The following is a 14,835-nucleotide window of genomic DNA, read 5'->3' as shown; positions in this document are numbered from 1 at the left end:
TTCAAATTGAAGACAGGTCCTTATCTAAGGATAGCCTGTCTTTTCATTCACAATTTCAGGAGCCTTTGATGTTAGATAAAATGGCATTTTTTATTTACGTTGTACGCACAGGATCAATTTCTGCCGCAGCGCGCAAGCTCAACATTTCAGTATCAGCAGGTAGCCGTTGGCTTCAAGAACTTGAGCAAAGATTTGGAATGCCATTATATCGACGCAATAATCGTTTGTTAAAACCTACACCAGCAGGCCAAACTTTATTTGATCAGTTTTCGGTACTCGTCGATCAATCTGAAACTGTCATGCGCACCATGCAAGATTACCAAAAACACGATAAAGGCCATATTGATGTAATCTGCACACCAGTTTACGCCAACCATTTTTTAATGAACCACATCAGCGAGTACTTACTCACCAACCCCGAGATCACGTTTAACCTCAACATTACCCCTTGGGCACTTGATCATGCTGCCGACAGTGATATTACGATCAGCGCGAACGCATCCTATCAAGGCTATCGAGAAAAAGACTTACACCTAGTACGTCGTGAGATAATGCAAAGCCCCTTTGTCGTCGTCGCTTCTCCGGGCTATCTTGCTAGAAACAATACTCCACAACGCCCTTCTGAACTAAAAGCTCATTTATGCCTGTTTGCAACGACGCTCACCGGAAGTAATGATTGGGTGTTTACTCAGGATAATGAATGCCAGATTATTAAAATCCCTAAATCGCTGGAAGTTAATGATAGTGACCTATTACTGCAAGCCGCACTGAACGGAACTGGTATCGCTTATCTACCGCAATTTTTGGTAGAAAAGCATATCAATGACAAAACACTAGTGCCTATTTTTGAATACTATGACACCAGTATTTGGAGCCTAAATATGTACTACCAACCAGCCACAACCGCATCCGCCGTTGCTATTCATTTTAAAGATTTCTTATTGGCGAAACATTGATCATCAAAGAACTGATTACTTGAACCAATCGAAATTCTTACTTTCCATCTTATACAGAAAAAGCAGCCACTTAGGCCGCTTTTTCTGTATACGATGCTTAACGAGCATTGGATTTAAGCTTGCTCAAAGTGACTCAGAAATTCGCCACAATCTTTCTGAAACAATGGCAATGCTTCAGCCAGCTTTTCATCACCCCAATGCCACCATTCAAGGCTTTCCAGTCTCTCACCATAGCTAGGGTCATCAAATCGAGGTCGTAATACCTTGGCGGGGTTACCAACCGCAATAGAGTATGGCGGCACGTCTTTAGTCACCACACTCCCCGCACCGACTATCGAACCATTACCAATCGTGATACCCGGCAGCACAATCACTCCGTGACCAATCCACACATCGTGTCCAACCTGAACTTTGTCTTCTTCGCGCCACGAGAACACCTCATCATCCAATGACGTAGGATCTTCACCTAGCTGATACTTTCCAGGGCGATAAGTAAAGTGATGCAGCGTTGGCCGCCACCACGGATGATTACTCGGATTCAAGCGCACAGCCGCTGCAATTGATGTGAATTTACCTATTTCGGTAAACATCAGATTACAGTCGTTTTGGATATAACTGTAATCTCCAAGCAACACGTTATTTAACACGCAACGGTCTGCGATTTCAGTCCAACGCCCAAGTTCAACATTGTGTAACTTACTGCTTTCAGCAACACTAGGTTCGCTGTTTAAGGTAGGGGAAAGAGGTTGGCTCATAGGGTTATCTCCTCGCCATCGTTGAGAATTCGTAAACGTTGTGAAAAAGCGTGCGGGTGTTGTGTTGCCCAGCCGAGCATATGGTGACTGACATGAATCAAACCAAGGTTCTTCGGACGACAGGTTTCGTCGATGTCTAATATGTGGTGGAAATCGTTATGGTTTGAGTTCGATCGAACTTGAGGGTCTTCAATTGGCGGGTAGTTACAATCGGTAATCAACCAATCTACAGGAAACTTTTTCAACCAACGCTCGGTTTGCTTCGACAGCCCTACTGTATCGGTTAAATACGCTAATCGCTTTCCATCAAATTCAAAGCAATAACCAAGGCAAAGTTTAGAGTGAATGAGCGGCAATGGCGTTACGGTTATTCCCTGCCAATCAAACGACTTAAACGCTTGAGCAGGCGCTGAAAAATCCAAGATGCCCGGATGTTTATAGAGATCATCACAACCCAGCGGATCATCAGGAGAAATTACCGAGATCTTATCGCCAGCCCCCCATCGGAGATCAAACAAACTCTGAACATGATCCATGTGGTAATGAGTCAGTAAGATCTGGTCAATCGATCCTGCAGGAAACAGGCGCATCAGGTCAGGCGCATTAGCATCCAACAGCAGAAACTTGCCATTATGTTCAAGGAACGCTGATGACTTTTCTCGTCTTAAACTGGGGTTTTCAAGGGCAGAAACACACACCGAACAATCACACCCGTAAACTGGCACCATCGCGCTGTTGGCTGTGCCTAACATGGTCAACTTCATGCAACACCGCCTGCTGGTTCTGCGAGTATTTCAGCTTGCTCTTTTAACCGAGCAAACTGCGCAATGCTCTGTTCAAGCGTGCCACTGTTATCAATACACAGCGTGTTATTTAAAGCCGATGAGCCTGATGCTGAATCCACACAATAGTCCGCCGCACGTTGCAATCTAAGGGCAATCTCAGCTTCATTTTCACGACCGCGGGCTCTTAAGCGTGCTTCTAACACCTCAGGCTTAACGCTCACTACGACAGGCACTAACCGATCGCCAAACAAGTCTCTGGCTGCATCTAAATACGCACGCGATCCATTGACCACAACACTCAAACCCGCATCCATCCATTGGTGAACTTCTTGACCGATGCCGTAGCTCATACCGTGTGCCTGCCAACTCATCGCAAACATATTGCGCGAATAGCGAATAAAGAATTCATCATCACTAAGCTCGACATGGTTTTCGCCACCAGCATCGGCTGCACGTGTGATGTAACGATGGGCAACCACCAAATCTTTAACGAACTGCTCTCGTAACGCCGAGATAATCGAATCTTTACCAGCACCAGAAGGGCCAATTACGTAATAAAGCTGACCCGGTTTGTCAGCTTTTGGGGCAGCGCTCACCACCCCATTCACATCAAATGAGTAACCTTTAGACATGGATTAGAATACCTTCTTGCCTTCGCGCCATACACGGGACACCAGCTGATGACCGTCAACACGATGCGCGAGCACCAAATCCGCACGTTTACCTTCTGCAATCACACCACGGTCATGTAAGCCAAGTGCTTGTGCTGGGTTCAGCGTCGCCAATTGCACCGCTTGCGCTACATCGAGGTTGTTGCGTTCATCGTTGAACAGCGTAAACACCGCATCTAACAAGCTCACTGGATAATAATCCGAAGATAAGATATCCAACACGCCCAAAGACGCTAATTCATGCGCAGCAACGTTGCCGGAGTGCGAACCGCCACGAATCACGTTTGGTGCCCCCATCATCACCTTTAAGCCTAATTCGTGAGAGCGCTTCGCTGCTTCAACCGTGGTTGGGAACTCTGCGATGACCATGCCCAACTCTTTAGATTCGGTCACATGGGCGCTGGTTGCATCATCGTGACTTGCGGTTGGAATGTTCAAGTCACGGCACTGACGAGTAATCTCATCGCGATTCTGTTTCGACCAACGTTCTGACTGAGCCACTTGGTCTTTTTCATACACCGCCATTTCAGCATCCGTCATGTTGTACTTACCCTGATAGTAGGTACGATACTTATCTAGGTTCACAAACTGACGCTGACCTGGAGCGTGATCCATTACGGAGACTAACTGCACTTCTGGCATGTTCACGTAACGCTCAAACAAACCAACGGTAGTTGAGTGCGGTACTTCACAGCGCAAGTGGATGCGGTGCTCGGCTCGGGTTAGACCACGTTTCTGGCTCTCGGCCACGGTATTAATAAACTGATCGAGGTTCTCTTGGCGATTACCATCTCGGTAATCCCCTAGTGCAACTGCATCAAGCACCGTGGTGATGCCAGAGCCTATCAGCTGAGTGTCGTGTGCGCTCATTGCAGAAAGCGGTGGCCAATTTACCTTGGGTCTTGGCGTGAAATACTTCTCAAGGTTATCGGTATGCAGCTCAATTAAACCCGGCATCAAGAAGCCATTTTCACCATCAAAGGCACCCGGAAGTTGACTGGTCGAGTCAGACATATTGGCAATCAGGCCGTCTCGCAGTTCAACCGAACCGCGCACCACTTCATTTTCAAGCACTAGATTTACGTTGGTAATAATCATTTGCGTCAGCTCCCTTTACGCACACGCTGTAGTGAGTTGTTTTGGCGAAATGTCTTGTTGCAGCTTCACGTCATACAGACGATCAGCGACCAAGTCTCGTGTTGCTTCATCATGGAAGATACCGATGATTGCAGCGCCGCCCGCTTTTGCTTCTTCAATCAAACTTACGACCACCGCACTGTTGGTCGCATCGAGCGAAGCGGTAGGTTCATCAAGCAGTAAGATTGGGTAATCAACAATAAAACCACGCGCGATGTTCACACGTTGCTGTTCACCACCAGAAAAAGTTGCTGGTGCTAAGAGCCATAAATGCTCTGGCACGTTTAATCGAGTCAGCAGTAACTTGGCTCTCTCTTCAGCTTCTTGCGCGCAGCCACCCATTTCCAACATAGGCTGCATCACCACTTCCAGCGCACTAATACGTGGAATCACACGCAAGAACTGGCTTACCCAACCTATGGTGTGTTTACGCACGTTGATGATTTCTCGTGGCGTAGCCTTCGCAAGATCTAGCTTGCTCCCTTGATGCACAATATTAATCGAGCCAGAATCCACCAAGTAGTTGGCATACAGCGCACGTAATAGCGTTGATTTACCTGAGCCAGAGTGACCGTGCAGAACCACACACTCGCCACTGTCTACCGAGAAGTTCGCGCCTGTTAACACCGGCAGTTCAACGCCATTTTGGTTGTGCAGCACAAAGGTTTTGCTGACGTTGTTTACGGTTAGTTTGGTATTCATGTCATCGTCCTTAATTCTGCAATACAGAAGAAACCAGCAGTTGTGTGTATGGGTGTTGAGGATCATCAAGCACTTGATCGGTAAGGCCGCTTTCGACCACTTCACTGCGGCGCATCACCATGAGTCGATGTGCAAGCAAGCGAGCCACAGCAAGATCGTGAGTGACGATCACCACAGCTAGTTCAAGCTCTGTGACTAAGCGACGAAGAAGATCAAGCAACTTGGCTTGAACAGACACATCCAAACCGCCTGTAGGCTCATCCATGAAGATCAACTTAGGGTGAGTAACGAGGTTGCGTGCGATCTGCAATCTTTGTTGCATACCACCAGAAAAAGTCGTCGGCATGTCGTCCATTCGATCCGTTGGGATCTCGACATCACCTAGCCATTTCGCTGACTTTTCACGAATTTCGCCATAATTACGCTCACCCACAGCCATCAAGCGTTCACCAATGTTGCCGCCCGCTGACACTCTGCCACGCAGACCATCCATTGGGTGTTGATGCACAACGCCCCACTCCGTGCGCAATAGGTGACGACGCTGACTTTCCGCCATTTGGTACAAGTCTTCCAGTTGTGAGATTTGCTTATCCGCATCACCACGCAAGTAAATCACTTCACCGCTGTCTGGTGTTTGACGGCCAGAAAGCGACTTCAATAAGGTGCTTTTACCCGAGCCCGACTCACCCACAATGCCCAACACTTCTCCAGGGAAAAGGTCGAAAGATACGTTCTGAAAGCCCTTACCCGGCGCATAAAGCTTGGTGAGATTAGAGACAGACAACAGAGGCTGCTCTGACTGGTTCCATTCGTGTTTCATGTTCGTCACAGCGTTCATGCGTTGTTCTCCTCTTTGAGGCCTATCTCGTTATGAACGAACTGATTGCCATCAAGTTGTTGACTGCGATCTTGTTGCTCACGGCAGTAATCCGTATCTGAACAAACAAACATATGTGAGCCTTGGTCATCCATAACGACCTCATCAAGGAAGGTATCCGTTGAACCACAAATCGCACACGGCTCGTCCCACTTCTGAATCTCAAACGGGTGATCTTCAAAATCTAGGCTCTGAACCTTGGTGTAAGGAGGAACGGCATAGATACGCTTTTCACGCCCTGCGCCAAACAGTTGTAATGCGGCCATGTTGTCCATTTTTGGGTTATCGAACTTAGGGATTGGCGATGGATCCATGATGTAACGATCATTCACTCGCACTGGGTAAGCGTAAGCCGTTGATATGTCACCAGAACGAGCGATGTCTTCATACAATTTGACGTGCATGATTCCGTACTCTTGCAGCGCATGCATTTTTCGAGTTTCGGTTTCACGAGGCTCAATGAAGCGCAGTGGTTCTGGGATTGGTACTTGATACACCAAGATCTGGTCTTCTTGAAGATCGACTTCTGGGATACGGTGTCGGGTCTGAATGATGCTCGCTTCCGTGGTTTTCTCAGTCGTATTTGCACTAGCTATAGATTTGAAGAACTCACGAATCGACACCGCATTGGTAGTGTCATCAGCACCTTGGTCGATCACTTTTAGCGTGTCGGGTTGGCCGATAATTGCAGCAGTGATCTGCACACCACCGGTTCCCCATCCATAAGGCATGGGCATTTCACGGCCACCAAACGGTACTTGGTAACCCGGAATCGACACCGCTTTAAGCAAGGCACGGCGAATCATTCGCTTAGTTTGCTCGTCAAGGTAGCCATAGTTGTAACCCGTTGCACCTACTAGGCTGTGAGATGCAGCCTCCTCAGAGTTGAATGTCAGTGAAGCGTTTCCTATCGGCGCATTAAGTGTTGCTGTGTTCATGACTGACCTCCTTGTACGTCATTACCTTGTTCGTCATTACCTGGCTGAGCAATCAATTCATCGTGCTCTTTATGCATTTTTCTAAGCAGCTCTAATTCTGCTTGGAAATCGACGTAGTGAGGAAGTTTGAGGTGAGACACAAAGCCAGCGGCTTCGACATTGTCTGAGTGAGAAAGCACAAACTCCTCATCTTGAGCTGGACCGTCCACGGGCTCATCGTATTCTGCGCCTTGCAAAGAACGATCGACCAACGCCATCGACATCGCTTTACGCTCAGTCGCACCAAACGTTAAGCCGTAACCACGTGTCAGTTTGGCTTTCTGCTGTTTGTTGCCAACAAAGCCATTGATCATCTGACACTCTGTCAGTTCAATTTCACCGATGTCGATGCTAAAACCTAACTCTTCAGGCTCAATCGACAACGTCGAAAAGCCAGTACGAATCTCTCCTGCGAACGGGTGGTTACGCCCATAGCCACGTTGGGTCGAATAACTCAGTGCCAATAAGAAACCTTCATCGCCGCGCACCAAGTTCTGCAAACGTGCACTGCGGTCACATGGGTAGTTCACCGGATTCATAGTGATGTCTTCTGGTACTTGTTGGTCATCTTCTTCCGTCAACATCATGTCGAGGTTTTCAAGAATGCCCAATACCTGTGGGCAAGGTTCAGAGTCAGCCACATCTTGAGTTGGGATGTGCGGTGTTTCACCTTCGGCAAGCAGACTGAAATCTAACAAGCGATGCGTGTAATCGTAGGTTGGACCTAAGATCTGGCCTCCTGGCAGATCTTTGTAAGTTGCCGAAATACGACGCTCTATTCGCATTGAATTGGTATCAACGGGCTGAGCAGTGATCAGGCGAGGTAACGTGGTGCGATAAGCGCGTAACAAGAAAATCGCTTCAACTAAATCACCCGCCGCTTGTTTTATTGCCAATGCCGCAAGTTGTTTGTCATAAATGCCGCCTTCCGTCATCACTCGGTCTACCGACCCCGACAGCTGCTCTTGAATCTGCTCAACACTCAATTCTGGTAAATCAGGATTACCGCGACGCTTCTTCGCTTGCAGTTGATGCGCCAGACTAATGGCCTTTTCTCCACCCTTTACAGCAACGTACATGTTGTCGCCTCCACTTTGGTTGTACGAGGCAGACACAACACTTGCTGGTTCGCCACAAAGATAAAGTCGACACCTAATGGGAATTTCATCAATGAGTGACGCTCTTTGAGGTAAGCGACAAAGCCCGCCGGTAACCCACTAAAGAACGCAGCTTGTTCACTTTGAATACCAGGGCCACTCAATGACAGTTGAGTACCTGACGTTAAGCTATCCACCTCAATCACAATCGTTGTTGAGGTGTCTGGATATTCTTCGTTGCCGAGATTGAATGTCAGTTCAGACCAATCAATAGCCAGTAAATCTTGCGCTGATATAACTGCAAAAGCGGCTTGTTGAGCTTGTTCTACAATCGGTGCGCCAACGTGAAACTTGATGTTTTCAGTCACTGCGTGATCGGCCTTTAATGTCTCAGATAGCCAAATTGGCGTCGCGTTGTCGGCCATTGAAAGCAGCGTTTGAGCGGCTGCACTCATCATTGAACCAAAGCCTTCACAACGGTTTAGTCTTACGACGGTGCCGGGTTCAGACATCGCCTTGAGCAGCAATCGAAAGCACTGCTGGCTGTCATGAACTGCATCTTGAAATGCAGGAGAAATCATACTCATTGAATTCGTTCTAACCTGTTTAATTCGTTAATCTTATTCTTGAATGACACGGGACTTTTCGGTTTGCCTTCGAAGCTGTTCTTCTCTATAAAGCAAGCTTCACCACGAACCTAGTCTTCTCCGCGAATCTAATCTTCACCACGGACCATGGTAAAAAAGTCCACTTTGCTTGAAGCCACTTCTTGGCGGCGTTGGCTGTCTCGTTCATGCTTCATCGCAGCCAAAGGCTCAATAAGTCGCGTGTTGATCACCTCGGCTTGTTGTTCGTTTTGCATCAGGGCGTCGACTATTGCTGCTAGCTCTGCATGAGGCTTGCTTCGCCCCTGTAGGTAGCAGTAACCAAGTTCTCCGCTTGTTAGCTTGATTACTGCGCGAGTAATCGTGACATCCCCCATGTTGAACTGGCGGCCTGTTGAGCCCATACGCGCACGCACTTGAGCTAATCCAATCTCTGGTTGGCGAACCATGGCGTATTCCGCGTTCAGCCCTAGTGCTTCCCAGCGCGTTTTCAATTCTGAGAACTGGCTCTGCGCGAGTACTGACATCCACTTTTGTCGCTCTTTCAAAGCTGTCATTTAGTGCTCCATTACTATTTCGGTTGCGTCGGCACGAGTATTGGAACTTGAGAATTCCGCTATTACTTGAGTGCCTTTAATTACGTTGGTGGTTTTAATTTTGAGTAGCGGTGTACTGGTACTGATTTGCAATAAACGACACTCTTCATTGGTTGGAATTTTCGCGCCCACCCGAGTCTCTTTTCGCTCTAAATCAGTATCCAAACCACGCTGAATAAATTGGTGTAAAGAACCGTTGGTGAAGTTCTTGAGAATCGGCCACCACTCCAGATTCGGCAGGTAGTGGTCGATAATAGTTCTCGGTGTATCTCCTGTTTTTCGCAGGGTACGGATGTGGATGACCTTGTTTCCCTCTTCCATTTTCAAGTAGCCCGCAATCTTGGGGGATACGTTGATAAGACGAGATTGAAGTACCTCACACCTTGGCATCGCACCTTGCTCAATAAAGTTCTTGGTAAAATGCGCTCCGGAGTGAAGTCGATAGTCACTTGGCTGACGAATTACCATGTTGCCTTTCCCTTGATGACGTTGAATCAAGCCCGTTGACACCAGTTCATCGACCGCGCGACGAAGCGTGTGACGATTCACGGCAAAGCGCTCAGCCAACTTGGATTCCGGTGGTAAGTAGTCACCCGGAACAAAGCGATCTTTCACTTCCTTTTCAAGCTCTGAGGCAATATCTAAGTAAACAGGCATAAGAGTTTCCTTTTCTAAAGTTCAATCACTTATCTAGATAAGTTCAGACAAATAGACATCTAAGATGCCTAGATAAACTTCTTACGGATGATTTGAGAAACGAAATCGATAACGCTCACCGTCACGATAACAATCGACATGATTGCTGCGGTTTGTTGTAGCTGGAAACCTGAGATGGATTGCCAAAGCAACACACCAATACCGCCCGCACCAACCATACCCACAACCGTTGCCGAACGAATATTCGACTCTAAGCGGTACAGTGAATAGGAAATCCAAAGCGGCATCACCTGTGGAATCACGCCGTAAAGAATCACTTCGATAGGGTTTGCGCCTGTCGCTTTCACGCCTTCCATCGGGCCGGGTTCAATCGCTTCAATGGCTTCAGCAAATAGCTTGGCAAGCACGCCTGTCGTGTGAATGAACAGCGCCATCACACCAGCAAACGGCCCTAATCCGACAACCACCACAAACAGCATCGCAAACACCATTTCATTGATAGCGCGCAGACAGTCCATCAATCGACGGATTGGAAATGTCACCCAGCTCGGCATCAGGTTCTCAGCACTCAGAATGCCAAATGGAATCGCTAATAGAATCGATAGCACGGTTCCCCAAATGCCCACTTGAATTGTCACTAGCATTTCGCTGAGGTACACGTTGCTTTCACTGAAATCCGCGGGGAAGAAATCTTTGCCTAGCTGAACCATGTTCTCTGGGTTTTCAAAGAACATCATTGGTGCCATCTCTGCGCCTTGCCACGCCCAGCTAAGGACCAGTAGTGCTATCACAGCGATCACGCCGTTTCTAATCGACAGCTTCGATGAAGGCTCGTAACTTTGAGTTGTTGCAGTCATTGTTCTCTACTCTTTTTTGCGCCGCCCAAAGCGGCGCAGGGAATGGGATTAGCCTTTCAGCGCATCAATTTCTGTTTGCAGCTGGTCGATTTCTGCTTGGTATTGCGCCATGCGTTTGGTTCTGTCTTTCTCGCTTAGGTTGCTGTTGTTTTCAGCGTCAACCAGCTTTTTGAACGCTTCCATTTGGCGAATAGGCAGTAGTTGGTTGTTATCAGTAGCAGCAAAGCCAGACCAAGCCAGTTGATGTAGGTTTTCAAGCTGTTCAGGCTCTTCGCCGTAACTGACGAAGAAATCACGCGCCTTATGCTTCAAGTCTTCATCTAAATCTTTACGATAGGTAATCACGTCTGATGGGATAAGTTCTGACTTCCAAACTACTTTCAGCTTGCTAAACAACTCAGGGTTTTGCTCTTCGATGCGGATAAGGCTCATGGTGTGATTGGTTGCGACGTCCACTTGGTTGTTCGCGACAGCCATCACGTTGGCACCATGGCTTGCGCTTACGTTGCGGTGAAAGTCATTGGCGGAAATACCATTGCTAGCGAACGCTTCGAAATTTGGTACAAGGAAACCCGAAGTCGAATTAGGATCGCCATTACCTAATTTGAGTGTTTCGCGCTGCTCGATCACATCTTCAAGCGTGTTGATGTTGTCGTTTTTGGCATTCACAATGAGTAAGCTGTAATAACCCTGTAAGCCCTCTTCATCTATGTATCGAGCGAAGACTTCTGCGTCAGCACGATCAACAGCTTCCATCGCAGCCTTATTTCCGTAGTAAGCAAAATCGACCTTGCCAAAACGCTGAGCTTGAATGATGCCAGCGTAATCTGGTGCGAAATAAGCCTTCACTGGCATGCCTAACGCTTTACCTAGGTCATCCAGAAGAGGCCCCCAACGGCTACGCAAGTTTTGTTGTGCATCGGTCGCGATAATGCCGAAGTTGATCGAATCTTTTGCAACAGCGTGACCAGCGGTGAGTGTCGTCATCAACACGGTTGCTAAGGTGACAGCCTTCTTAATCCCTGATTTCATTGAATGAAACATCTTGATTTCCCTGATATTTAAAAAGACGCAGCGAGCACGTCGTTAGGTTGAATATGTGGCGTGTTTGTCGATTTTTTAGAACGGTATAGGTCTTCGAGTTGAGGCTGAGTCAGTTCCGCGCTCTTACCTTCGTAGAACACTTGGCCGTCTTTTAGCGCGATGATGTTTTCGCAATACTTAAGGGCGTGGTCGACTTGGTGAAGCGTGACGATGACAGGAATGCCTTCCTTCTCATTGATGTCCGTAAGCAGCTCCATCACGATGCGTGCTGATTCAGGATCAAGCGAAGCGATAGGCTCATCGGCAAAAATGATTTTGGCTTTCTGCATCAGTGCGCGTGCGATAGCGACACGTTGTTGTTGACCGCCAGATAGATTGCCAACCCGCTGACCAGCGAAATCTTCCATGCCAACTCGACGCAGAGCTTCAAGCGCTTCTTGTTGTTGCTCAACCGTAAACATCCCCGTCAGAGTGCGCCACTTCGGAGTAGAACTCAGTGCGCCAATCAATACATTGGTCATCACGGATAAGCGGTTAACGAGATTGAATTGTTGAAAGATGTAACCCGCTTGCGAACGGATATTGCGGACATTGCTGTCTGCCTTACCGTTCGCCTGCACCGTTTGACCAAGCACGTTGATTTGAGAGTCCGCACTTTTATCTCCAATGATCAGGCCACTTAAATGACGAAGCAGCGTAGATTTACCTGAACCGGATGGGCCTAGTAGCGCCGTCATCTTACGACTAGTAATCGTCAAATTGATGCCATTCAGTGCCTTGTTCGAACCGAATGTTTTGTTGACCTTCTTAACTTCAATGATGTTATTCATCGTCAATGTCCCTGTTTGATTTAAGGCCACTTTGACGTCTGATTATTAAAGTTACGTGTCGGTTTATTTACAGAAATGAAATATTTCAAACGGTCAGCCGACTTATCTAGACAAGCTTAACCGGCTGTTTTAAATACCAAAATCAGGATAGATTTGATGGGGAATATCAACTTATATACGGACGTAATTCACAGTAATTTGACAATAAAAAGCTCAATTAAAATGGCAACTCCTCAGTGTTCTCTGCTCAATAGATACACACCTCCAATAGCTGCTAAATTCACATACAAAAAAGCACCCCATAAAGGAGTGCTCAAAGTGTTTAAGTGTTAATTTCAAAGCGATGTGAATACCGCCTAGCACAATCTATGTCTGCGATAAACACGATTGAGAGCGAGCTAGATGTAACCTTGATACGATAACTATCGAGATAAAGCCAATGGTACTCGCAAAGTCTGCGACCAAGATGATCATAGTGATCACTCGTTTGGCTTTAGTTCGCAAGTTATGGATCAAAAAGGCAAAGCAAGGTTCATAAAGACAACCTGCTATTGCGATTCCCTTCAATCCCCAAAGCACATAAAACCAAACCAGTTGTTCAACCAAACTGACTAGAAACAACAGCACACCTGCAATGTCAGCCCCAGCATAATTCAGAACGACTCCAGTCGTGTATTTTGCTCCCAATGCAGAAACATCGCCGGAAAAACGTAATAGAGACAACACCAGAGCAATGTCTGACCGAGGGCTAAACCCCAAACCGCTTTGTTCATAAATCCTCACTTCTAGAAAATTCGAATAATTTAAATACAGTTATAGTAAGGGACCACCTCATATAGCCACCCTATCGTTTAAAAATGACAAATTTAAGACGTTAAGGTGAAGAGTCGACGAAGTTCGTTTGCAACTGAATTTAGAACTTATCCTAGATCATTAAAGTATTCGAAAACGTAACCTGTGGTTTTAAATATGTAAACTTTGATGGAGTTTAAGAAATTAAACCATATCGAAGATGGTTTGGTGATCTTGTTCAAATTACGCTCTTAATTTAAGTTAAATTTTCGTCATTTGTTGATGTTTTGAACGTTTTTTACGGTTTACAGAAGTTTACTGCATCTTATTCAAATACCACCAAAGGAGTAGATTTCAGTCATTGAGTTCAAAAATGTAAACCGAAATCATGAATGTAAAACAAGTTCGATTCACCGATGAAGACAGAGAATGTTTAAGCAATTACTTCCGTTTAGCGGACACAATTGCTGACTTGATTGGCCCTTACTGTGAGGTGGTCATTCACTCCTTTGAGAGCTTAGAAAACTCTGTCGTGAAGATCGTCAATGGTCATCACACAGGTCGTGAAATCGGCTCTCCTATCACAGACTTAGGTTTACGTATGTGGAGTAAATTCGAGAAAACCGGCGAAGTTTCTCCAAAGAGTTATTTTACCAATGCAGCAGACGGCTCCCTACTTAAATCAACAACCTGTGTACTAGCCGGACCACAGCAAAAGCCGATTGGCATGTTGTGTATCAACATGAACTTATCCTTCCCATTCCCAGAAATCGTTAAGACATTGATGCCAACGTGCAATGTGTCTCAAACACTAGTCAGTGAGACTTTCAGCAAAAGTGCCAACGACGTGATTCAACAAGCACTGACCGCTGCAATAAAAGAAGTGGAACAAGACGAAACGATTTCCTGCAAAAGTCGTAACAAAGCCATCATTCGTTGTTTGTTTGATAACGGCGTATTTGAGCTAAAAGAGACGACGACACAAGTATCAGAACAACTTGGGATCAGCCGTCAGGCGGTTTACAAGTTTATCCGCGAATTTAAATCAGAATAAAACCAATAATTTAGGAGTTACATCGTGAAACAGATCATTGCCACTGAACAAGCACCTGCAGCTATCGGCCCTTACTCACAAGGTACGTCTTACGGCGACATGGTTTATACATCAGGCCAATTACCTCTCGTACCAGAAACCATGCAGTTTGTTGAGGGCGACATCAAAGAGCAGGCACGTCAGTCTCTAGAAAACTTAAAAGCTGTATTAGAAGCGAGTAATGCGGGACTGGACACTGTGCTTAAGACAACCTGCTTCCTATCAGACATGGAGAACTTCGTAGCCTTTAACGAAGTGTACACAGAAGTGTTTGGTACAGAGAACACACCTGCTCGCTCTTGTGTTGAAGCAGCAAGATTACCAAAAGACGCGTTGGTTGAAGTTGAAGCCATCGCATACAAAAAATAACCGACTTAGTTATTAATGGGTATCATAGGAGATTC

18 protein-coding genes are annotated in these 14,835 nt (G+C 46.6%); 3 read left to right on the top strand and 15 right to left on the bottom strand.

Annotated features, from left to right (window positions below; translation table 11 throughout):
- Positions 1 to 68: 68 nt before the first annotated feature.
- A complete protein-coding gene (locus QWZ07_RS07295) occupies positions 69 to 956 on the top strand; it encodes a LysR family transcriptional regulator (RefSeq protein ID WP_192852962.1) in 888 nt (295 codons plus the stop codon).
- 113 nt (positions 957 to 1,069) lie between these two features.
- Here the strand turns inward: QWZ07_RS07295 and QWZ07_RS07290 are convergent, their stop codons facing one another.
- The 15 genes from QWZ07_RS07290 to QWZ07_RS07220 form a co-directional block, all read right to left on the bottom strand.
- Positions 1,070 to 1,711 (bottom strand): DapH/DapD/GlmU-related protein, encoded by a 642-nt coding sequence (locus QWZ07_RS07290; RefSeq protein ID WP_192852961.1) that lies wholly within the window; start codon positions 1,709 to 1,711, stop codon positions 1,070 to 1,072.
- On the bottom strand, positions 1,708 to 2,475 hold the full coding sequence (gene phnP / locus QWZ07_RS07285; RefSeq protein ID WP_192852960.1) for a phosphonate metabolism protein PhnP: 768 nt from the start codon (positions 2,473 to 2,475) through the stop codon (positions 1,708 to 1,710). Before phnP ends, QWZ07_RS07290 begins: the two co-directional genes overlap by 4 nt.
- Positions 2,472 to 3,128, bottom strand: coding sequence for a ribose 1,5-bisphosphokinase (gene phnN / locus QWZ07_RS07280; protein WP_192852959.1), 657 nt, complete (start codon positions 3,126 to 3,128; stop codon positions 2,472 to 2,474). Before phnN ends, phnP begins: the two co-directional genes overlap by 4 nt.
- 3 nt (positions 3,129 to 3,131) lie before the next feature.
- The gene (gene phnM / locus QWZ07_RS07275) at positions 3,132 to 4,265 is read right to left on the bottom strand and encodes an alpha-D-ribose 1-methylphosphonate 5-triphosphate diphosphatase (RefSeq protein WP_192852958.1); all 1,134 of its coding nucleotides are present in this window, start codon (positions 4,263 to 4,265) and stop codon (positions 3,132 to 3,134) included.
- Positions 4,266 to 4,280: 15 nt separating this feature from the next.
- Positions 4,281 to 5,006: a phosphonate C-P lyase system protein PhnL gene (phnL, locus tag QWZ07_RS07270; RefSeq protein ID WP_192852957.1), complete on the bottom strand. Its 726-nt coding sequence runs from the start codon at positions 5,004 to 5,006 to the stop codon at positions 4,281 to 4,283.
- Positions 5,007 to 5,016: 10 nt separating this feature from the next.
- Positions 5,017 to 5,844, bottom strand: coding sequence for a phosphonate C-P lyase system protein PhnK (gene phnK, locus QWZ07_RS07265; RefSeq protein WP_017066704.1), 828 nt, complete (start codon positions 5,842 to 5,844; stop codon positions 5,017 to 5,019).
- Positions 5,841 to 6,821, bottom strand: a complete 981-nt coding sequence (locus tag QWZ07_RS07260; RefSeq protein ID WP_192852956.1) for an alpha-D-ribose 1-methylphosphonate 5-phosphate C-P-lyase PhnJ — start codon at positions 6,819 to 6,821, stop codon at positions 5,841 to 5,843. The genes phnK and QWZ07_RS07260 overlap by 4 nt, the downstream gene beginning before the upstream one ends.
- Positions 6,818 to 7,939 (bottom strand): carbon-phosphorus lyase complex subunit, encoded by a 1,122-nt coding sequence (locus QWZ07_RS07255; RefSeq protein WP_192852955.1) that lies wholly within the window; start codon positions 7,937 to 7,939, stop codon positions 6,818 to 6,820. Before QWZ07_RS07255 ends, QWZ07_RS07260 begins: the two co-directional genes overlap by 4 nt.
- Positions 7,924 to 8,544 carry a phosphonate C-P lyase system protein PhnH gene (phnH, locus tag QWZ07_RS07250; protein ID WP_192852954.1) on the bottom strand — a complete coding sequence of 207 codons (621 nt, stop codon included), beginning with the start codon at positions 8,542 to 8,544 and terminating at the stop codon, positions 7,924 to 7,926. The genes QWZ07_RS07255 and phnH overlap by 16 nt, the downstream gene beginning before the upstream one ends.
- Positions 8,545 to 8,672: 128 nt before the next feature.
- Positions 8,673 to 9,119, bottom strand: a complete 447-nt coding sequence (gene phnG, locus QWZ07_RS07245; protein ID WP_192852953.1) for a phosphonate C-P lyase system protein PhnG — start codon at positions 9,117 to 9,119, stop codon at positions 8,673 to 8,675.
- The gene (phnF, locus tag QWZ07_RS07240) at positions 9,120 to 9,815 is read right to left on the bottom strand and encodes a phosphonate metabolism transcriptional regulator PhnF (RefSeq protein ID WP_192852952.1); all 696 of its coding nucleotides are present in this window, start codon (positions 9,813 to 9,815) and stop codon (positions 9,120 to 9,122) included.
- A gap of 68 nt (positions 9,816 to 9,883) precedes the next feature.
- Positions 9,884 to 10,672, bottom strand: coding sequence for a phosphonate ABC transporter, permease protein PhnE (gene phnE, locus QWZ07_RS07235; RefSeq protein ID WP_192852951.1), 789 nt, complete (start codon positions 10,670 to 10,672; stop codon positions 9,884 to 9,886).
- 48 nt (positions 10,673 to 10,720) lie between these two features.
- Complete coding sequence (phnD, locus tag QWZ07_RS07230; RefSeq protein ID WP_192852950.1) at positions 10,721 to 11,716, bottom strand: phosphonate ABC transporter substrate-binding protein; 996 nt, start codon at positions 11,714 to 11,716, stop codon at positions 10,721 to 10,723.
- A 17-nt stretch (positions 11,717 to 11,733) separates the two neighbouring features.
- Positions 11,734 to 12,546 (bottom strand): phosphonate ABC transporter ATP-binding protein, encoded by an 813-nt coding sequence (gene phnC, locus QWZ07_RS07225; protein ID WP_192852949.1) that lies wholly within the window; start codon positions 12,544 to 12,546, stop codon positions 11,734 to 11,736.
- A gap of 366 nt (positions 12,547 to 12,912) precedes the next feature.
- Positions 12,913 to 13,305 carry a hypothetical protein gene (locus tag QWZ07_RS07220; protein WP_225998431.1) on the bottom strand — a complete coding sequence of 131 codons (393 nt, stop codon included), beginning with the start codon at positions 13,303 to 13,305 and terminating at the stop codon, positions 12,913 to 12,915.
- Between the two features lie 421 nt (positions 13,306 to 13,726).
- Here QWZ07_RS07220 and QWZ07_RS07215 point away from each other — a divergent pair, with 421 nt between their 5' ends.
- The gene (locus QWZ07_RS07215) at positions 13,727 to 14,392 is read left to right on the top strand and encodes a helix-turn-helix transcriptional regulator (RefSeq protein WP_192852948.1); all 666 of its coding nucleotides are present in this window, start codon (positions 13,727 to 13,729) and stop codon (positions 14,390 to 14,392) included.
- A 24-nt stretch (positions 14,393 to 14,416) separates the two neighbouring features.
- Positions 14,417 to 14,800 carry a RidA family protein gene (locus tag QWZ07_RS07210; protein WP_192852947.1) on the top strand — a complete coding sequence of 128 codons (384 nt, stop codon included), beginning with the start codon at positions 14,417 to 14,419 and terminating at the stop codon, positions 14,798 to 14,800.
- Positions 14,801 to 14,835 lie beyond the last annotated feature (35 nt).

The sequence above is a fragment of the Vibrio lentus genome (assembly GCF_030409755.1).
GTDB classification, from domain to species: Bacteria; Pseudomonadota; Gammaproteobacteria; order Enterobacterales; family Vibrionaceae; genus Vibrio; species Vibrio lentus.
This window is presented reverse-complemented; position numbering and strand designations above follow the sequence as displayed.